The 19644-nt window shown below is 66.6% G+C and carries 19 protein-coding genes; 15 read left to right on the top strand and 4 right to left on the bottom strand.

The features are described from left to right. Positions 1-613 precede the first annotated feature (613 nt). Both ABIC30_RS11520 and ABIC30_RS11515 read left to right on the top strand, forming a co-directional pair. The gene (locus ABIC30_RS11520) at positions 614-2860 is read left to right on the top strand and encodes a CDP-glycerol glycerophosphotransferase family protein (protein WP_354455032.1); all 2247 of its coding nucleotides are present in this window, start codon (positions 614-616) and stop codon (positions 2858-2860) included. Positions 2861-3054: 194 nt separating this feature from the next. Then, positions 3055-4578 carry an FkbM family methyltransferase gene (locus tag ABIC30_RS11515; protein ID WP_354455030.1) on the top strand — a complete coding sequence of 508 codons (1524 nt, stop codon included), beginning with the start codon at positions 3055-3057 and terminating at the stop codon, positions 4576-4578. 411 nt (positions 4579-4989) lie between these two features. Here the strand turns inward: ABIC30_RS11515 and ABIC30_RS11510 are convergent, their stop codons facing one another. Beyond that, positions 4990-6504 carry a hypothetical protein gene (locus ABIC30_RS11510; RefSeq protein ID WP_354455028.1) on the bottom strand — a complete coding sequence of 505 codons (1515 nt, stop codon included), beginning with the start codon at positions 6502-6504 and terminating at the stop codon, positions 4990-4992. 519 nt (positions 6505-7023) lie between these two features. On the opposite strand from ABIC30_RS11510, the gene ABIC30_RS11505 reads away from it, so the two are divergent. From ABIC30_RS11505 to ABIC30_RS11485, 5 genes are all read left to right on the top strand, one after another. Next, a complete protein-coding gene (locus tag ABIC30_RS11505; protein WP_354455026.1) occupies positions 7024-8439 on the top strand; it encodes a phosphohexomutase domain-containing protein in 1416 nt (471 codons plus the stop codon). Between the two features lie 158 nt (positions 8440-8597). Then, positions 8598-8864, top strand: a complete 267-nt coding sequence (locus tag ABIC30_RS11500) for a hypothetical protein (protein ID WP_354455024.1) — start codon at positions 8598-8600, stop codon at positions 8862-8864. Positions 8865-8947: 83 nt separating this feature from the next. After that, the gene (locus ABIC30_RS11495) at positions 8948-9280 is read left to right on the top strand and encodes a hypothetical protein (protein WP_354455022.1); all 333 of its coding nucleotides are present in this window, start codon (positions 8948-8950) and stop codon (positions 9278-9280) included. A 55-nt stretch (positions 9281-9335) separates the two neighbouring features. Beyond that, positions 9336-10088 carry an FkbM family methyltransferase gene (locus ABIC30_RS11490; RefSeq protein WP_354455020.1) on the top strand — a complete coding sequence of 251 codons (753 nt, stop codon included), beginning with the start codon at positions 9336-9338 and terminating at the stop codon, positions 10086-10088. Positions 10089-10097: 9 nt separating this feature from the next. After that, complete coding sequence (locus ABIC30_RS11485) at positions 10098-10415, top strand: hypothetical protein (protein WP_354455018.1); 318 nt, start codon at positions 10098-10100, stop codon at positions 10413-10415. Positions 10416-10459: 44 nt separating this feature from the next. Here the strand turns inward: ABIC30_RS11485 and ABIC30_RS11480 are convergent, their stop codons facing one another. Beyond that, positions 10460-10750: a hypothetical protein gene (locus ABIC30_RS11480; RefSeq protein ID WP_354455016.1), complete on the bottom strand. Its 291-nt coding sequence runs from the start codon at positions 10748-10750 to the stop codon at positions 10460-10462. A gap of 207 nt (positions 10751-10957) precedes the next feature. Between ABIC30_RS11480 and ABIC30_RS11475 the strand changes: the two genes are divergently transcribed. Beyond that, entirely contained in the window at positions 10958-11233 is a 276-nt protein-coding gene (locus ABIC30_RS11475) for a hypothetical protein (protein ID WP_354455014.1), read from the top strand. Between the two features lie 20 nt (positions 11234-11253). On the opposite strand, the gene ABIC30_RS11470 is transcribed toward ABIC30_RS11475, so the two are convergent. Next, positions 11254-11481, bottom strand: a complete 228-nt coding sequence (locus ABIC30_RS11470; protein ID WP_042675635.1) for a hypothetical protein — start codon at positions 11479-11481, stop codon at positions 11254-11256. 490 nt (positions 11482-11971) lie between these two features. Here ABIC30_RS11470 and ABIC30_RS11465 point away from each other — a divergent pair, with 490 nt between their 5' ends. Together ABIC30_RS11465 and ABIC30_RS11460 are read left to right on the top strand one after the other, a co-directional pair. Next, positions 11972-13504 carry a GGDEF domain-containing protein gene (locus ABIC30_RS11465; RefSeq protein ID WP_354455012.1) on the top strand — a complete coding sequence of 511 codons (1533 nt, stop codon included), beginning with the start codon at positions 11972-11974 and terminating at the stop codon, positions 13502-13504. Positions 13505-13709: 205 nt separating this feature from the next. Next, positions 13710-13958 carry a PilZ domain-containing protein gene (locus ABIC30_RS11460; protein WP_354455010.1) on the top strand — a complete coding sequence of 83 codons (249 nt, stop codon included), beginning with the start codon at positions 13710-13712 and terminating at the stop codon, positions 13956-13958. Positions 13959-14072: 114 nt separating this feature from the next. Here the strand turns inward: ABIC30_RS11460 and ABIC30_RS11455 are convergent, their stop codons facing one another. Then, positions 14073-14801: a GntR family transcriptional regulator gene (locus ABIC30_RS11455; protein ID WP_354455008.1), complete on the bottom strand. Its 729-nt coding sequence runs from the start codon at positions 14799-14801 to the stop codon at positions 14073-14075. A 176-nt stretch (positions 14802-14977) separates the two neighbouring features. Between ABIC30_RS11455 and ABIC30_RS11450 the strand changes: the two genes are divergently transcribed. The 5 genes from ABIC30_RS11450 to ABIC30_RS11430 are packed head-to-tail and all read left to right on the top strand — an operon-like array spanning position 14978 to position 19631. Beyond that, positions 14978-15727 carry a maleate cis-trans isomerase family protein gene (locus tag ABIC30_RS11450; protein WP_502915838.1) on the top strand — a complete coding sequence of 250 codons (750 nt, stop codon included), beginning with the start codon at positions 14978-14980 and terminating at the stop codon, positions 15725-15727. After that, complete coding sequence (locus ABIC30_RS11445) at positions 15724-16818, top strand: ABC transporter ATP-binding protein (protein WP_354455004.1); 1095 nt, start codon at positions 15724-15726, stop codon at positions 16816-16818. Before ABIC30_RS11450 ends, ABIC30_RS11445 begins: the two co-directional genes overlap by 4 nt. 37 nt (positions 16819-16855) lie before the next feature. After that, positions 16856-17899 (top strand): ABC transporter substrate-binding protein, encoded by a 1044-nt coding sequence (locus ABIC30_RS11440; RefSeq protein ID WP_354455002.1) that lies wholly within the window; start codon positions 16856-16858, stop codon positions 17897-17899. After that, entirely contained in the window at positions 17896-18795 is a 900-nt protein-coding gene (locus ABIC30_RS11435; RefSeq protein ID WP_354455000.1) for an ABC transporter permease, read from the top strand. Before ABIC30_RS11440 ends, ABIC30_RS11435 begins: the two co-directional genes overlap by 4 nt. A gap of 17 nt (positions 18796-18812) precedes the next feature. Then, positions 18813-19631: an ABC transporter permease gene (locus ABIC30_RS11430; protein ID WP_100253025.1), complete on the top strand. Its 819-nt coding sequence runs from the start codon at positions 18813-18815 to the stop codon at positions 19629-19631. Positions 19632-19644 lie beyond the last annotated feature (13 nt).

Raw genomic sequence — 19644 nt, 5'->3', positions numbered from 1 at the left:
AGCGCGCGCAGCCGAAATGGACGGTCGGGTGCGGCCGGCCATCAGCACTTCGAAGGCCGCTCAGTCTGAGAGACTGCCGAGAGACGCCACCGATACGGGCCGCCGAGGGCGCGGGAAGAGAGCGAGGCAGGGCGCGCGAAACCCGATCGTTCGAGTTGGGCAACACCGGGGCACGCGATGCGGCGCGCACGAACAACCCCGGGATACTGTGATGCCTCGCACCTGCATAGCCGCCCAGCGTAGGCGGCAGGGACGAGACGCGTTGTGGCCGCCGTGCGCGGGCCGGAGGGGCGCGGGCCCGCTGAAGGGTGAAGGTCGTCGCAGGAATGTCGTCGCGGCTCGCGCGCCCGTCGAATGGCAGATTGTTACCGGGGCCAGTAGCCAACCACAGGTAGTCGAGTGTAAGCCAGGATCAAACCGCGGGTAGTTCGGCGAGCGTGCATGTCGGACTGCAGACCCAACAGCGGCCCGGATGCCGCCTCGGACAATCGACGCCGACCGAACAATCCCAGATGGCCCACGGGTCGCATGAGCTTAAAGCCGCAAATATCCTCTCACTCACCACATCGATCAATACCGAGAAAATCCAGATCCGTTAATCTGAGTCCTTCAAATGAGAAAAATTCGGCTGGCATTTGTCGGACATCACGGTCATTTTGTCGGTAATTGCAAATATCTGTTCCTATCGTCACTCAAAGACGATCGTTTTTCTTCTACATACATAACCAGTCGAGCAGATACTTTTAACGATTTATCTCGTAACGGATTACCTGTTAAAACTATAGACGACGCCCTCATAGACGATTTTTCGCTCGCTGATTTTATCGTCCTCGATGATGGAGTTACTGAAGACATAAAAGCCCGCTTCGGCACACGCCCACTGGTCCAGCTATGGCACGGCATAGGCCCCAAGATGGCCGGCCTCGCGCAAATCAGTGCCGGACACATAGATTTATCTACATGGCATGAAAATTTGATAAATACCATCTATACTGGGTACAATATGGTCTGCTCGACCAGCCAGCTGGGTCAATTTCTTTTCAAGAATTACTTTGACGCGATCGAGTTTCCGATCGTCGGCATGTGCCGGAATGATGTGCTCTTTCGCAACAACACCGAGCACGACCTGATTGGATCAGCCGACATAAATGTTGCCAAAAACAAGCTAACTACTTTATTCGCGCCCACATTCCGGGAGCATGGATCGGCCATGCACGATTTTCTCGGCGCGGACCTGCCGTCGATCCTGGGCCATGAAGGTATCGAACTAATCGTCAAACCTCATCCTTACGACAGAGCCGGCTCGGATCTCAGGAAAATCTCGACCGTAATCGATCCTTTATTGGACATTTATCCAATTCTCAAAGATATTGATCTTCTGATAACGGATTATTCTTCTCTCGCTTCCGATTTTTCCCTTCTCGACAAGCCCATAATTCACTTCGCACCGGATCGAGATGTATATGAGCGCACCTGCAGGGATATGTCGTACGATCCAGAAATATTCAAGCTCGGACCTTGGGTCAGTGACGCGAAAACTCTTATCAAAGAGATCATGAAAATAAGAGACAATGGTGATGAATACGTCCAGCAACGACGATCCGCCAGCGCGCTCCTGCACGACGTAAGGGACGGATCCGCGTGTACGAGGACGCTAGATCAGATCGCGCGCCGCTCTGACTTTGCCGAACCTGGGAAGGGGGTTGAGCCGAAGGCAGTAAGTTGGCAGAAGCGGCGACCCGACAGAAGCAACACAGGCCGGAAGATCGACGTGACCGCGATGGGTGACATCAAGGGCCCGGCCAACTACGAGCTATGCCTTGCCGTTCAGAACTCAGATTACAAAAGTGCGCGAGAGAAATTTGCAATTATAAACGGCATCGAGTCCATCGATTGTTGTGTAATTGGGGACAGTCACGTTTGGGGATATGCCGCTCCCTCGATTTTGCCGATATGGACCGGCCCCATCACGATGCACCGCTTCGGACGAGATGGAGGTGATGTATGTAAAATCTCAGAATTCAATCTTGATCGCGAGCGCATGAAACTGATTTTCAATTTCGGTGAAATAGATGCGCGATCTCATGTCGGCGCCCAGGCTGCGCGGCAGGGAAAATCGCAATTCGAGATATGCGACGTTTTGGTGCGCCGCTACATTGCCGCTATCCACAATATCACCCGGGGTTGGCCGGCGGAAGCTATCTGGATCGCCACGACGGTCCCGCCTCACGAAATTCCTCCCGATTCCCCGCACGCGTTTGTCAATGCCCCACCGCTGCTGGAGCGTATCGAGTCTTCTAGGATCCTCAACGCCTGTCTTATGAGGCACGTAGCCAATTCCCCGTACAAGCTCTTAGATGCCTACAACCTCCTTGCCGGACTGGATGGATCACTTTCTCCAGGACTGACCAACGACGACATACATATCTACACTGAGAAGGGACAATCCCTTCTAAGGTCATGCTGCGAGAAAACATTGGATTTGAACTATTCCAAAGACTGGAGAACCGCCCAGCGCTGGACGATCGACGGCCGGCCAATTTCTGTTGCGCAGATGTTGGAGGCCGAACGCCGCTACCGCACGCTAACTCCGGACGAAGAGCATTATCTAGGGCGGGCGCTCCTAGATCTTGGGCAGGCGCCAGAGGCCGTGTCGCTTCTTGAGAGCGCCCGTCATTACTGTTCTGAGATGCCGTGGGCGTCTTTCTACCTGGCAAAAGCGTTAAGAGCCGCCGGTCGAGGTAGAGATGCGGCGAGCCTCTTAGACGACTTAGCTTCCCAGCAGAGCTCTCACGCGTACCTGATGAGTCTGGTCTCTGAAGAGCGCACTCTTCTATCAAACGAAAGGGGGACCGACTGAGCTGACATCAAGCGCGGGGATGAAGACGCCTGGGCATCGGGGTCCGCCCATCGCGGAGGGACATCTCGTTCGGGTATCGGCCATCCGAGCGTCGGCTTCGCCCCTATCGCTTGTCTCCAGGCCGGCGAGCATGAGATATCGCCCGCACGCGAGCGATCGGTGAATGACCATCGCGTGGCGCCAGAGGGATAAATATGTCGTCTTGGGAAGTCGCTCGGCAGCTCTTCATCGAAGGTAAGCTCGCGGACGTCGTGCATCTTATCGAGCCGCGCGAGCGGAGCGGACACATCTCTGGCGATGAGGCACATTATTACGGGCGTGCCTTGTTAGGCCTGGGCCAGGCCGAACGCGCGATTCCTCTCTTGACCAGAGCGCGAAGCGAGTGCTCGGAGCCGCTCTGGGCCACTCTATTTCTCGGAAAAGCCTGCTTCGAATGCGGCAAATCGCAACAGGGCATGGAAGCATTAAATTCTGCACTGGACGGAGCGGGTCGGAGTTCCTTCTACACGGAGTCTCTATATCAGGAATTTGCAGGAATCCTGAGCAAATCTCAAGAACTCGCCGGTTGGTCCGCGAGTTGTATTTCTAGAATGCTCCTGGCCACAGTCGCGCAGCAGAATCTGGCTCAGTCCGTTGCTCCGCTCGATGTGAGCGCGTCGATCCGCGAGAAGATCGACAACGAGAGCCCGGTCACGTTCGCGTGCTTAGACGTTCTACGACCGGGCGATGTCGCGTTCGATGTCGGGACAAACGTCGGTGACATCGCGCTGATCATGTCGGAGATCGTTGGCAGTCGCGGCTCGGTGTTCGCCATAGAACCGAATCCGAACACTGCATCGATCGCTCTCCGAACGTTCAAAGATTTCAACTGCACGAACGTGACACTCGTGCAGCGCGCAGCTGCGGCTCTGTCGTTCCAGGATGCACATCTTTATCTCGGAAGCGGGGTCGACGATTCGCTCGTTCCGGATGCGAACTCGGAGCGCCAAAGTATATTGGTAAAGACTGTCGCACTGGATGATTTGATTGACTACTATCGCGTTCAACCTCGGCTCATTAAAATGGACGTTGAGGATTATGAATATGAAGTCCTTCAGGGCAGTGCGCGCTACATCGGGAATCACAAGCCGATACTGATCCTGGAGCAACGTGACAGCAATGGAAAATGCATCGATTGGCTGACCGATGCTGGGTATCATGTATATTGCGCGGCGAGCTACAGGCGTATCACCGGCCCGGCAGACTACACGCGTCCTGGCGAGGCGCATGTCCGGAATATCGTTGGCGTGCACCCGGCTGGGACGGCACACAGGGGAACCGCGATCGAGTCGTTCCATGGATTCGAGCGCCTGCATGTCGCGCACTTTCTCGAGGACCAGTTCCGCAAGAACGACGGCGTCCTCCAATCGCCGAGTTTCGCCCTCGAGCCCGGGCGGCATACCGTCGAGCTGCGGTTCGAGGTGACGGGCAATCCTGAACTCGAGGTCGGGATCCTAGATGCGAGCGGCAAGTTCATCGCCAGCTACGCTTCAGTCGCGTGGTGGGTCCGCGGTCTGCCGGACATGCCGTTCCACATCGACCAAGCTGGTACCTTCACGGTTGCCATCCGCGCGCGGGATGGCGGCCCGGCCGACGACGGGATCCGGCCGCTCGAATTCTCGGTGTTCCGTGTCGTCGGAATTCCGGAGTTCCGGTCGAATATGGCGCTTGTGCTGTAGGGCTCGACACGGCAGGGGCCGCCGCGGCGATCATCTGGGCCGGCTCACGCGTGTCACGATGAAAAAGTCGTAGTCGCTCGAGCGGCCCATCATCGCGGAGCATTCTCGTCGGGGTCTGCGCTGGCGGCGCGACGTCCCCGGCGCCGAGGGGCGCCAAGTCGGGTGTAGCGGCCGCGATGTCCCCGCGGTGTTGGGTCAGAGGTGCGTGCCCCCCACGGACCGGCGCCGCGACGAGCACGGTCCCAGCATCTCCGTACAGGCCGGACACCGATAAGCGTCGGGCCAAAGGCGGGTTGGCACGCGCCAGACTTTGTCGATGACGGCCGGCGCAGAAGCTCGTGCCGGACCCAGACCAGCGTGCGGAGGCGGCGCGAGGAGCGCGCGATGCCCGGCAAGCGGCGTGTCAGCCCGCTACTGCCGGAGGCTCAGCGCGCCGCTCCGCATGTTGTAGAAGAGCCCTCCCGACGGCACACCCTTCTTCGCCGCGTCCGCGTTTCCGTTGGCCGCGATGATCTGCGGAAAGGAGACGAAGCCGTCGGGGCTGATGACGATCGAGGCGTTGTTGTGGGCGCCGATCGCCACGCCCCGGACGCCTCGGATGCGCAGCGCATCCGAAGGAACACCCGTCAAAATTCCGTCCGTCCCGAAATAACCGACCGTCGCGCCCGCCGGATTGAGGAAGATGACGTCGAAATCGCCAGGCGATTTCCAGATTTGCTGATACGGATAGATCTTGCGGATGTGCCACTCACCGGTGGTTGAGACCCAGTCGAGGCTCGCGCCGCGCTCGATAACCGGGCTCGGTTCATTCGATCCCTGCGTGAAGCCGAAAATCACGTTGTTGTTGCTCGGAAGACCGTGGATGCCAGCGCGGGCGAAGGTGCCACTGGCGATGCTGGCGCCCAGTATCTTCAGGTCGCGCGCCGCCTGCGTCACGCCACCAGGGCCGATCGGGTTCGGCGACGCCGTGAAGACGAGACCCGGACCGGTTCGAACACCGCTGCCGTCGACAGGCCATTGAGCCTGGATATTTATGAATGTGTCGGTGTCGATATTGCCGAGCTTGATGCCTGTCCCGGCCTGATGCACGATCGAGATATTGCTCCAGACATTGTGGTGGCTATCGTTATAGGAATTGCCAGGGCCGAACACGAGGCCGTCAGCGTTCTTTGATTCCGGGTAATTCAGATCAATGTTTATATAGTCGGATCGATTTAGCTGGACGTCAGCACCGCCCCCCGAATAGATATCGATGTCGACGCCAGCATGGATGACGTGGCGGACCTTGATGCCCACGCGCGAATTATAGAGGCCCCGCACGTAGAGACCGGTACCGGCGAGACCATTCCCGTCCAGGGTGAGGCCCACAATCGACGAGGACGCGGTGAGAAATGGACGTGACGCCAACGGCGATCGCCAGTCCAGCATCACACCGCCGGGTGGTCCAATCCATTTCAGAACCGTGCCATCTTGGAAGTTGGTGTTCGTGCCTGCGCCGGTGCCGCCGCCCCAGCCGACGAGGTTGACGTTCGACCAGTCCGGCGTCTCAATCGTCGTGCCGATGGCGCAGGTGGCGTTCGGCAACTCCAGGGTCGGGTTGGGACGGCCTTGGAGGACGGCCAGGGCTCGTCGAAAATTCTGGGCGTCGTCCGTGATCCCGTCGCACTTCATGCCAAAATCGGCCGCCGTGAGCGGCAAATGCTGGACGCGGGTCGCCAGGGCGAGCGGGATCGAGCCGGGATCGGGCGAAGCCACGTCGACCCCGTCCACTGCGTTTCCGGGTCCGCGGCTGTGAACGATCATCGCGTCGACGTTCGGCTGGGGGAGGCCCGGCATTCGAGAGCGCCGAGCGAAGTTGGCATCGAAGGCGAAGGCGTGGGCAGCGACGAGCGACAGAAGTGCCGCCGTGAGCGTGCGGAAACGCATGGTCAGAGGCTCTGGTGATCACGGTCGAAAGCGTTGCGGCAGCATGTACCACCGATCGGCCGTTACGCGTTGGCGGCGGGTGTGACGAACCGTCGAAGCGTGAGGAAGACGGGCGCGACGTCGGCGCTCTCTCCAGCGCAACGCATTGACGGTCTCCGGTGATGCCGAGGACAGGCAGCCCTACCATCCGAGCGTGGATAGCGACTGTTCACATCGCTGGATCCGAGCAGCGACGCGCTCCGGCCCGGTTGGGGGTCGATCCGATCCGCCGGAGATCGCGATAGCCGACCTGTTTGACGCCTGCGAGATCGATCAAATACGTCCAACATGATCCGCGACCTGGAGCGCGAAAACGATGCTGTCCTTGAAATGTCGAGTGATGCATCAATATCCTAAAAGTGATCCCCATCAGAGCATCTGACGGCTCGCCATCGGTCTGTCGGTCGCGTGTTGTGGTCGAAAGCGATTCGCGGCATCACCACCGGTGAACGCATCACAGCGCCGGACTTTGGAACGATCGTGAGCAGCCTGAAATTCGGGACAAGTGGCCTGCGGGGCCTCGTGGTGGACCTCGTCGGCGACGCGAGCTTCGCCTACGCCAGCGCGTTCTTCCGGTCCGTGTCGGGCGACGGCCCCCGGGTGGTCGTGATCGGGCGGGATCTGCGCGACAGCAGCCCGGACATTGCCGCGACCGTGGCACGTGCCGCAGCGGCGAACGGCGTCACGGCGATCGAGTGCGGCGCCCTTCCGACCCCCGCACTCGCCCTCGAGGCGATGCGGCGCAGCGCCTGCGCGGTCATGGTCACGGGCAGCCATATTCCCGAGGATCGCAACGGCCTCAAATTCTACCGACCGGAGGGCGAAATCACCAAGACCGACGAGGTGGCCATTCTAGCCGCCCTGCAGGAGGGCGCGGACACCAGCGCGCCAGTAGACACGTCGCCTGCGACACCTGAACTCGACGCCCTCGAGCGGTACCAGCGGCGCTACACCGACGCCTTCCCGTCCGGGATCCTGGCGGGCCTGCGCGTCGCCGTCTACCAGCAGAGTTCCGTCGCCCGCGATCTCCTGGCTGACCTGCTCGCGGGTCTGGGGGCGCACGTCACGCCGATCGGGCGGTCGGCGACCTTCGTGCCCATCGACACCGAGGCGCATCGCCCCGAGGACGTCGCCTTCATCCGCGACGTGATGGCCTCCGGTGAGTTCGACGCGCTCGTGACTACCGACGGCGATGCCGACCGCCCCCTGGTCGCGGACGGCGCGGGCGGAATCGTCCGTGGCGACGTGCTCGGACTGATCACCGCGCGCTTTCTCGGCGCCGACACGGTCGTGGTGCCGGTGACCGCTGGGTCGGCGCTGGAGCAGTCAGGGGGCTTCCGCGAGGTTGTCCGCACCAAGGTGGGTTCGCCCTTCGTCATCGCCGGCATGGAACAGGCTAAGCGCGGCGAGGCGGCGACCGTCGTCGGATTCGAGGCGAATGGCGGTTTCCTCCTGGGATCGGACGTGGCCCTCGCGGGCGGGATCCTGCCGGCCCTGCCGACGCGCGACGCCATGCTGCCGATCCTGGCAACACTGGCCGCGATGCGCGCGGCCGGTACCTCGCTGGCCGACCTCGTGACGTCCCTCGATGCGGGGGAGATGGCGAGCGACCGGCTCCCCGACACGCCGTCCGAACGGAGCAGCGCCTTCCTTGGCCGCTTGCGCGAGGAGGCTTTCCGACTGCAGTTTCTCCGACCGATCGGAGCACCGGAATCCGTCGACGAGCAGGATGGGATCCGGATCGAGCTGGACGGCGGGCGGACGATTCACTTTCGGGCCTCGGGCAACGCGCCGGAACTGCGCTGCTACGCGGAGGCCAAGTCGGCGCGGGAGGCCCAGGAGCTCGTCCGGTGGGGCCTCGTGGCCGCAGCGGCCCACATGGCGGAGGCGAACTGAACCCACGTCACGGCCGATCGCCGGGGCATCCAGCGAGAGAAATGCGCGACGGGTCGGCTCGACCGCCGGCCCATTTGCCGAACCCGTTGCTGCATCGCGACACAAAAACACCTCGGTGTGGCCTACGCTGTGGGTCTCACGTGGGAGTCGCCCGCAGCATGGCCAACAAGCACTTCGTCCAAGCGTCCTGTCTGCCGATGGCGACAATCCGGCTCGGCGCCCGCACGATACCGTGCGCGATCCTGACATCCGACAGCACCACGGCGCACGTGCGCGTGACGCAGCCCGGCGGCATCTCCGACGCCGTGACTTTCGTACACGACGGTGAAGCCCGGCCCGCGCGGATCGCCCTCCGCAAGCAGGGTCCCTCAGGCCTAGACCTCTGGCTCGAACTTCAGCTGACGTCCGACGTGCGCACGGCCTAGGATCGCATGCGCGCTCAGCCGTCCCGGCATCGCCGGCCGCGCCCCGGACACTTTGGCTTCCCGGTCTCCAAGGCTGCCGCCCGATGACGACACGCGCGCACGACATCGACACCAAGTTCATCCGTCAGATCCAGCAGCAGCAGATCGAGCTGACTCTGCTGAGGGCCGAGCGGGACATGGCTCTCCACGACCGCGCCCTGGCCCAAGCGCGCTGCGAGGCGATGTCGAAACTGGTCGATGCGCTGCTGGCAAGCTTCCGCCCCTACGGCTTCAGCCGCAAGCGCTTCCAGTCCGCCGTGCGTCGGTCAGCGCAGACCGTTCCGGATCACGGGGCTGATTCGGCACAGCACAGCGTCCTGCACGACGGCTCCGAGCGGATCCTGCGGGCGCGGCCCGGTCATCTCGCGAATCTCTGATAGGCTCTTGTCCAATCCGTCACCGACGCGCGTCACAGAGGTGAAACAGAGAGCCATGGACGTTGAGCTCCTGACCGTCTTCAACGCCCTGATCAACCTCAGGGATAATTTGGACGCGCGGCCGCACATCTTCGGCTCCGAACTCGACTTCCTGTCATTCGCGACCCGGATGGCGCCTTACGCCAACGGGCAGCTGCTCCAGGACTTGTGGGTCCTGTACGAGTTGAAGGAGAAGCGGAACGGCTACTTCGTCGAGTTCGGCGCCTGCGACGGCGTCAGCCTCAGCAACACTCTGATCCTGGAGAAGACCTTCGGCTGGCAGGGCGCCCTCGCCGAGCCGGCCCGCGCTTGGCACGCGGCGCTGTATGGCAACCGGAACTGCTTCATCACCGATAAGTGCGTTTACAAAATCGACGGCGCCGAGGTCCTCTTCAACGAGGTCGATATCGGCGAACTGTCCGGCATGGACGATTTCGTCACCGGAGATTTCCACGCCCAGTTTCGACAGGAAGGGCGCCAATACGCGGTCCAGACGATCTCGCTGGGTCGCTTCCTGGCGGAGGCCCGCGCGCCCAGGCGGATCGATTACATGAGCATCGATGTCGAGGGCGGCGAGTTCGACGTCCTCCAGGCTTTCGACTTCTCGAGCCACGACGTCGCCCTGATCAGCGTCGAGCACAATTTCTCCGACAGTCGCGAGAAGATCCACCATCTCCTGACCGGGTTCGGGTACCGACGGCGGTTCAGGCAGCTGTCGCTGTTCGACGATTGGTACGCTCGCCCCGATCTCGTCGCAGAGCCGGCCTGAGGGATCCTCATGTCGGCACAGACCGCGATCGCGATCTTGGATTCGATGTTCGATCTGTTCAAGCAGATGGGCAGCGGCATCGCGCTCGACCTGCATTGGCTCGAGATCTGTCGACGCCTCCGGCGTGTTCGCGCGGAAGCCGTCTGGTCGGCCGATCTCGATCTCGTCGCCACGAAGCTGAAGGCACAGGCCGGTCATTACGCGATGACCTACCGGCCGCCCGGCAATTCCGATTGGATACGCCAATCGAATGCCGAGCGGCTCGACGAGGTGGTCACGTACTACTCGATCCTTCGGGCGCACCTCGAGCAACAATTGCCGCCTTAGGCAGTTCGGCAAAGCGACATCCCCGTGATGGCATCCCCGGCGCGTCAGGCGGCCCGCGTGCCGGCCATGTCCCGCCCGTGCGCCTGATCCATGATCTCGCCGATCCGCTCGCCCACGGCGACGGCGATCTCCACCGAGGCCGCCCCTTCCGAACCCTGCCGGCAGATCCGGGTGAGGACGTCGGTCACGCGCTGCTCCATGACGCCGAGGATCGCCGCGGCCGCCTGGGGCTGGGCGCCGCGCAGGACCGCCGCGAGGTCGCAATAGGCGTCGTGGAGCAGCTGGAGCGTCAGCCGCTCGACTGCCTGCTCATCCTCCGCCGACAAGGCCCGCATCACGCCCCTCTCAACGTCCCACCTCCGACGCCGCCGCCAGACTTGCCGCGACGCGTTAACGGAAGGTGAAGGCCGCAGGCGGCCCGAAAGGCCCGGCTAACCCTTGAGCCGGGCCTGAGGAGCGATCGCTCGGCCGCGGCCGCGCTGGAACTTGGCGGGCCCTGAGCGGGTCAATGCCGTAGGATCCCTCAGCGCGAGAGTCTTTCCATGCGCCTTCTGATCGCCACGCTCACCGCCGCGAGCCTCGGTCTGGCCGCGGCCGCCGCGACACCCGCCCTGGCCCAGGTGCAGCAGAACAATCCCAACGCCGCCAACCAATCCATGGAGACCAGCGGCCAGATGCGCGCTCTGCGACAGGAGCAGACGACCCAGAGCAATACGCTGCGAATGGACATGCAGCGGAACCAGGCCGCGACGCCCGCTCCGAATACCGGGCCGAACGCCATCGGCCCGACCGGGGGCACCGGCGTCATCGGCCGCTGATGAAAGCGGGCGGCGCCGGCCTACACGTCCGGCAGGGGCCGCCCCTTCACGACCACCCGCGGCCACCGCTCCAGGCCGATCGGCATCAGCACGGCGATCTGCGGCGGCACCGCGGTGCCGCCGAGCAGGCTCTCGAGGGAGATCCGGCAGGCCTCCTCGATCTCGCCGCGCGTGCGCGCGCCGGAGGTCTTGATGTCGGCGATCAGGAGCGCCGCGATCTCGTGGGCAAAGGCGTCGCCGTCCAACATGCCGGACTCCCGCTCCGTGTCAGTCCAGCATAGTCGCCCACGCATCGTCCGGGCATCAGCACAGAATTGCGTATCCACATACCGATTGCGGATACTTTGTCGCGTTCTCGGATCGCTCGCCGCGCGCCGCCGCGCTTCGGGCCCGTATCCCGGAGGTCGGCCGGGACCGGTCGACAGGCGGGTGCAGGCCGGCAACGGCGGGATCGACCGTCGGCAGCACCACCAGGGTGAGCGGGGTTGCGGAGACGAGGCCGCCGATCACCACGGCGCGGCCATCACGATCGCGGAGGCGGCGGCCGGCAACTGCCCGCGTCACGCAGCACGTCCCGCCGGCCGGCGCGGACCCGGAAGGCCGCGCGGCGCGATCGACGCGGTCTCTTGGATCGTGGACAGAGCCGCAGGGATGTGAGACCGGCCCGCCGCCGTGAAAGCGGCGGTTAAGGCTCGGCGTGCCAGAGCGCGGCAACGAAGCGCCGTCCGCGGGGGGCCGATGAACGTCTGGCGACGCGTCGCCCCGTGGCTCGGCTCGGCCCGCACCTGGATCGTCCTCGGGATCCTGGCCCCGCTGGGCATGGTCGTGACGTCCGGTCTCATGCTGGCCGACCTGCGCCGCGACGCCTGGACCAGCGCGGAGCAGACCTCCTGGAACCTCCTGCAGGTCCTCGAGCGCGACATCGCGCGCAACATCGAGATGTACGATCTCTCGATTCACGCGGCGGTCGACAACCTGAAGGTGCCGGGCCTGGCCCAGGCCGACCCGCACCTGCGCCAGCTCATCCTGTTCGACCGCGCCGCGACCGCCCGCGACATGGGCGTGATGCTGATCCTGGACGAGCGGGGCGACGCCGTCGGCGACATCGCGGCCGTGCCGCCGCGCCCGGGCAACTACGCGGACCGCGAGTACTTCCAGGTCCACCGGGCGAGCACCGGGCTCGGCCTCCATGTCGGGCGCCCGATCGTGTCGCGGCTCAACGGAGAGCGGATGCTCCCGTTCAGCCGCCGCATCGACCGGTCCGACGGCAGCTTCGGCGGCGTGGTCCTGGGCACCGTGAAGCTGTCCTACTTCACGCACCTGTTCAGCGAGATCGATCTCGGACCGGGCGGGGCCATCAACCTGTACCTGACCGACGGCACCCGCCTGATGCGCTACCCCTACGTGGAGGCCGATCTCGGGGCGAATATCGGGCAGACCGCGATCTTCAAACGGTTCCTGCGCGAGGGACGCGGCAACTTCGTCAGCACCTCCGTGCGCGACGGCGTCGAGCGGAACTACACGTTCACGCGGATCGGAACCCTGCCGCTGATCCTGAACGTCGCCCTGTCCACCAAGGACGTGGAGGCGGAGTGGGCCGCGAAGGCGACGATCATCGGCGGCATCGTGCTGGCGCTGTGCGGCCTCACGATCGCGCTGTCGCTCCTGTTCGGGCGGGAGCTGCGCCGCCGCGAGGCGCTGCGGGCCGAGATGGCGGCGCTGTCGCGCACCGACGCCCTGACCGGCCTGCCGAACCGCCGCTGCTTCGAGGACGCCCTCCGGCGGAACCTGGACGCGGCCCGGCGCGACGGCCACCCCCTGTCGCTGCTCATCGTCGACGCGGACCATTTCAAGCGCTTCAACGATCGCTACGGGCACCCGGTGGGCGACCAGATCCTGCAGGGCTTGGCCCGCTGCCTCGCGGCGAGCGTGCACCGCCCCCAGGATCTCGTCAGCCGCATCGGCGGCGAGGAGTTCACGCTGCTCCTGCCCGAGACGGACGAGGCCGGCGCCCTGCGCGTCGCCGACACGGTCCACGCCGAGGTGGCCAAGCTGACCGTCCCGTCGGCCGGGATCGGGGCCGGCGCCGTGACGGTGAGCATCGGGCTCGCGGCCGTCCGGCCGGGCGCCGACCGGAGCACGCCGCTGCCGGACCCCTACCGCCTGGCGGACGGTGCCCTGTACGAGGCCAAGAACGGCGGTCGCAACCAGACCCGCAGCGTCGCGCCGCCGCCCCCACGGGGCGCCCTGCAGCTCGTGCGGACGTCCTGACCGGCGCGCCGCCGCGCTTTCGCGGAGCGCCTTGACGGAATCGACACGAACGCCGTGGTCTCCTGGGCGCGATGGCGGACGGCCCGGATCGGGCCCGACGGCGTCGCGTCGGGACGGGGCAGGCGGGATCGATCATCCGTGCCCCGGGCCGGCGGAGCGCGCGCGGATCCGGAGGGATCCGGCCCGCAACCATAGGGTAACGAGGATGGACGACAGACGCGCCGCGCCCCGCAGACGGACCCTGCTCGAGGGCCATATCGAACTCACCGGCGGCGGCGTGATCGACTGCACGATCCGCAACATGTCGGACGGGGGCGCCCGCCTGAAGGTCGTCAGCGTGATCGGCGTGCCCGACGCCTTCGTGCTGGCCTACGGGGTCGGCGGCCGGCGCCGGCCGGCGCGCGTCACGTGGCGCCAGGAGACCGAGCTCGGGGTCGCGTTCGGCGACGCCTGACGGGCGGCGGCCGAGGCTTCCACGCCCACCCGTGTTGAGGGGCGGATCGGATGGGCGTGGAAGGCCAGCGTCCGGCTGGTGACCCACCGATGCGACGACAGCGTTAACGCTTCGTTACCGCGCCGCGGGGTCCGCGCGCCGGGCCTGGAGCGTCTCGGCGATCACCACGCCGGTCCGCAGCACGTGGCGATGGGCGACGACCCCGGCCGCGGCGGCGTCCCGCGCGGCGAGGGCCGCGAACAGATCCCGGTGCTCGCGGGCCGATTCCTCCCAGCGACTGCCGCTGGAGAGCGCGCGCAGGCGCGCCCACTGGGCCCGGGCCTGGAGCGCCGCGTGGGCCTCCGCCAGCGGGCGGTTCCGGGCGGCCTCGACGATCGTCCGGTGGATCTCCTGGTTCAGGGCGAAATAGGCGTCGAGCACTTGGTCCCGGTGCATCCGATCGAGCTGCGCCTGCTTGCCGCGCAGCGCGTCCATCAGGGCTTCGGAGATCCGCGGCGCCGCGAGTTCCGCGGTCAGCCGCTCGATCCCGGCCAGGGCCTCGAACAGTTCGAGGATTTCCTCCGGCGTCCAGTCCGGGACGCGGGCGCTGCGGTTCTGGTGCAGCTCGACCAGCCCCTCCGCAGCCAGGAGCTTGAGCGCTTCCCGCAACGGTGTCCGGCTGACCCCGAGGGCCACAGAGAGGTCCGTCTCCACGAGGGACGCGCCGGCCGGCAACACGCCGCGCACGATCATGTCCCTGAGCCGGCCCGCCGCATGCTCGTGCAGGCCGGTCCGCGGCACCTGCGCGGCCGGGACGACCGGCGCCTTGCGGGGCCGGCCCCGGCGGCGTGCGACGACGTCCATCGATCCTCCCCTTCTCTCGCGCCAGCCTAGCGCGTCCGGCCGCCCGATCGATGACCCATTTTTCGGCCGCTTGCGGCGTCATATCATGCATTTGCGCAAATTGCATGCAGCATGCAGAAAATGCCTTGTCGCCCGTCCCGGCCTGTCGGATGCTTCACGGATCGGGGATGGATGCGATGGATCGAGCGAACGGCACGACGCGTCTGGGCATGCTGACGCCCTCGTCGAACAGCGTCCTCGAACCGGCCACGGCGCATCTGCTGGCCGGCGTCGCGGGCGTGAGCGCCCACTTCGCCCGCTTCCGCGTGACGGAGATCGGCCTGTCGGCGGCGGCCCTGGACCAGTTCGACCCCGAGCCGATCCTGGCGGCGGCCGAACTGCTCGCCGATGCCCGCGTCGCCGCGATCCTGTGGAACGGGACCTCCGGCGCGTGGCTCGGCTTCGACGCGGACGAGCGCCTGAGCGCCGCGATCACCGACCGGACCGGGTGCCCGGCCTCCACCGCCGCGCTCGCCTTCCGCGACCTGTTCCGCTGTCGGGATTTCCGGCGGATCGGCCTCGTCACGCCCTATACCGGCGACGTGCAGCGCCGGATCCAGGCCAACTGGGGCGCGACCGGCTTCGACTGCGCCGCCGAGCGCCACCTCGGCCTGTCGGAGAACTTCGCCTTCGCCGAGACCGGCCCGGAGGCCATCGCCGGCATGGTCCGGGCGGTGGCGGCCGAGGGCGTCGACGCAGTGGCGATCGTGTGCACGAACCTCGCGGGCGCCGCGCTCGCCCCGGCCCTGGAGGCCGAACTCGGCGTGCCGGTGATCGATTCGGTGGCCGTCACCCTGTGGAAGGGCCTGGAGCTGGCGGGCTGCCCGACGGCGCATCTCGCCGCGCACGGCCGCGCCTTCGCGGCGGGCGGGGAGGGCCGCCCGTGAGCGCCGGGACCACCCTGATCCTCGACGGGATCACCCAGCGCTACGGGTCGGCGCTCGCGGTCGACACCGTGACCCTCGACATCAGGGGCGGGGAGCTCGTCGCGCTGCTCGGGCCCTCGGGCTGCGGCAAGACCACCCTGCTGCGCGCGGTGGCGGGCTTCCTGAAGCCCACGGAGGGGCGCGTCATCATCGGCGGTCAGGCCGTCGACCACCTGCCGCCGAACCGGCGCACCGTCGGCATCGTGTTCCAGAATTACGCCCTGTTTCCGCACATGAGCGTCGCCGACAACGTCGCCTACGGCCTCGCGGCCCGGGGTGTCGGGCGGGCCGAGCAGAGGGCGCGGGTCACCGAGATGCTGGCGCTGGTGCGCCTGGAGCACCTCGCCGGGCGCTTCCCGCGGGAGATGTCGGGCGGCCAGCAGCAGCGGGTGGCGCTGGCCCGGGCGCTGGCCGTGCGCCCCTCGATCCTGCTCCTCGACGAGCCCTTCGCGGCCCTCGACAAGAACCTGCGCCTCGACATGCAGATCGAGATCAAGCGCATCCAGCGCAGCGCCGGCACCACCACGCTGATCGTCACGCACGACCAGGAGGAGGCGCTGTCGATGGCCGACCGGGTCGCCGTGCTCAATGCCGGCCGCCTGGAGCAGTTCGCCCCCCCGACCGACGTCTACGACCGCCCCGAGACGCTGTTCGTCAACACCTTCGTGGGCACGGCCAACGTCCTGCACGGGCGGCTCGCGACGGAGCCAAGCGGCGCCCGCGTGGTGGCCCTGGAGGCGGGCGGCCTGCTCCCCGCCGCCACGTCCCTGCCGGACGGGACCCGGGTCGCCGCCTGCCTGCGGCCCGAGCACGTCGCCTTCGCGGAGGAGGGACCGAGGGCAGGGGCCGCGGACGGCCTCGACGGCGCGGTCGAGGTCGGCCTGCCGCTGGGCGCCACCCTGGTCCACGAGATCCGCCTCGACGGCGGCGCCCGTCTCAAGACCGCCGAGCCGCGCGCGGCGGGCGCCCGGCCCCGGCCGCCCGGCACCCGCGTGCGCCTGCGCCCGACAGCACCCGAGCGGGTCGGCGTCTTTCCCGATCCGCGACACTGAGGCCGAGCCGCCCGACACCGAGCCAGGAGAACCGACCATGCCCCTGCACCGCCGCAGCCTCCTCGCCGGCGCCCTGACCCTCGGGGCCGCGCAGGCCTTCCCGGGCCTGTCCCGCGCGCAGGCGCGCAAGCTCGTCTTCGCGACCTTCACGGGCAGCTGGGAGGAGGCGCACCGGGCCGTGCTGGTGCCGGCCTTCCGCAAGAGCTCGGGCGGCGACGTGATCCTCGATCCGATGCTCTCGGTCGACCAGATCGCCAAGGTCCAAGCGGCCCGCGCCAACCCGCCGATCGACGTGATGCTGCACGATCCGGGGCCAGCCCTCACGGCCATCGCCCAGGACCTCGTCGAGCCCTACCCGGTGGCCCAGTCCGCCCATTACGGCAACCTGATCGCCGACGCGCAGGAGCCGATGGGTCCGGCGCCGTTCTTCCAGATCGTCGGGCTGACCTACAATCCCGAGAAGGTGAAGACCCCGCCGACCTCCTGGGCGGACCTGTGGAAGCCCGAATTCAAGGGCCGGGTCGGCATCACCAACCTCAACTCGACGCTGGGCACCGGCTTCCTCGTGGAGATCGCCCGGATGCACGGCGGCTCGGAGACCGACGTCGAGCCGGGCTTCAAGGCGCTGGAGGCGCTCAAGCCGAACCTCGCCGCCGTCGCGGCCAACCCGGGCGCCCTGGCGGCCCTCTACCAGCAGGAGCAGGTCGACATCGGGCCGGGCAATTTCAACGCGATCCAGATCCTGAAGGCCCGGGGCGTGCCGGTGGAGTTCGCGGCGCCGAAGGAAGGCATCATCGCCTTCAAGACGACGATCCACATCGTCAAGAACACGCCGTCGAAGGAGCTGGCCTTCAAGCTGATCGAGGCCGCGCTGTCGCCGGAGGTGCAGGCCAAGCTGATGCAGAGCCCCTACCTGATCGTGCCGACCAACCGGAAGGTCGCCATCGAGGGCGAGGTCGCGAAGGTCCTGGCGAAGGACGCGGACGAGCTGAAGCGCAAGTCGGTGTTCCAGGACTGGGCCGCGATCAACCGCGGCCGGCCGGCCTGGATCGAGCGCTTCAACCGCGAGATCCGGGTGTGAGCGCCGGCCCGGCCACGGCGGGCCCGGTCGCGGCGCCCCTCCGCCCGGGCCGCGCCTGGACGGCGGCCTACGACATCCGCCTCGCGCTGCCGCTCGGGGCGTTCTTCCTCGTCTTCTTCCTGGCGCCGCTGGCGCTGCTGCTGCTCGTGAGCTTTTACGCCGATCCGGCCATGACCCGGTTCGGCCTCGACCAGTACGCCCGGTTCCTGCTCGACCCGTTCTCCCTGCGGGTGCTCGGCGCGACCCTGTGGCTCGGCGTCGAGGTCACGGCGCTGACCCTCCTGCTCGGCCTGCCGCTGGCGCTGCTCCTGACCTCGGCGCCCGGCCGGCTGCGCGGCCTGCTGACCCTGATCGTGCTGCTGCCGCTGCTCACGAGCGTGGTGGTCCGGACCTTCGCGTGGATCGTGATCCTCGGGCGCCAGGGCATCGTCAACGCCGCGCTCCTCGGCCTCGGCCTCACCGACGCGCCCCTGAAGCTGCTCTACACCGAGGGCGGTCTCGTCCTGGCGCTGGCGCAGGTGCAACTGCCGCTGATGGTCCTGCCCCTGGTCACCGCCCTGTCGCGGATCGACCCGAACCTCGCCGACGCCTCGGCGGCGCTCGGGGCGGGGGCGTGGCGCACCTTCCTCCGGGTGACGCTGCCGCTCTGCCTGCCCGGCATCGTGGCGGGCTGCCTGCTGACCTTCGCGGCGGCGATCACCGCCTTCATCACCCAGTCGCTGATCGGCGGCGGGCAGATGCTGTTCATGCCCATGTACCTGTACCAGCAGGCCTCCTCGCTCAACAACTGGCCGTTCGCGGCGGCGATCGCGATCGTCTTCCTCGTGGCGGTGCTCGCCTGCGTCACGCTCCTCAACCTCGCGGGCCGCCTGTCGGGCGGCCGCGCGCGCGCTTGAAGCCACCGGGAGTCACCATGCGGACGAGCCTGCGGCGCGATCTCGACTGGTTCAGCTTCCACGGCGCGGTGCTTCTGCTGGCCGGGCTCTGCCTCGTCCTGCTGGCGGCGCCCACCGTGATCGTCGTGGTGGTGTCGTTCACCAGTGGCTTCTCCCTGCGCTTCCCGCCGCCGGGCTACTCGCTGCGCTGGTACGCGGCGCTCGCGGAGGCCGAGCAGCTCCGGGCCGCCGCCTGGAACAGCCTCGTGGTGGCGGGCTGGACGACCCTGCTGTCGGTGGTTCTGGGCACCGCCGCGGCGCTCGCCATCGCCCGGTCGCGGCGGCTCTCCGCGCGGCTCCTCGACAGCCTGTTCCTGTCGCCGCTGGTCCTGCCGGCCCTGGCCTTCGGGCTCGCGGCGCTGATGCTGTTCAGCCTCGCCGGCATCCCGGTCTCGCCGCTGACCCTCGTCCTCGGCCACACCGTGGTCTGCGTGCCCTACGTGGTCCGCACCACCGTGGCGGCCCTGTCGCAGATGGATCCGGTGCTCCTCGAGAGCTCGACCTCGCTCGGCGCCTCGCGCCTCTACACGTTCCGCCGGGTGACCCTGCCGCTGATCCGGCCCGGGATCCTGGCCGGGGGCTTCATCGCCTTCATGGCGAGCTTCGACAACGTCCCGGTCTCGCTGTTCCTGCGCGACGCCGCCACCGACATGCTGCCGATCCGCATGTGGCAGGACCTGGAGGGCCGCCTCGACGTCACGGTGGCGGCGGCCTCCAGCCTGCTGATCCTCGTGACCGTGGTGCTCGCCGCCGTGATGGAGCGGGCCGCCGGCCTGTCCCGCCGGATGGCGGGCTGAAGCGCCCGGAGCC

This window comes from Methylobacterium sp. 1030 (assembly GCF_040544715.1).
Lineage (GTDB): Bacteria > Pseudomonadota > Alphaproteobacteria > Rhizobiales > Beijerinckiaceae > Methylobacterium.
Note: the sequence above shows the minus strand (reverse complement) of the source record. Positions and strands in the feature narration are given on the sequence as shown.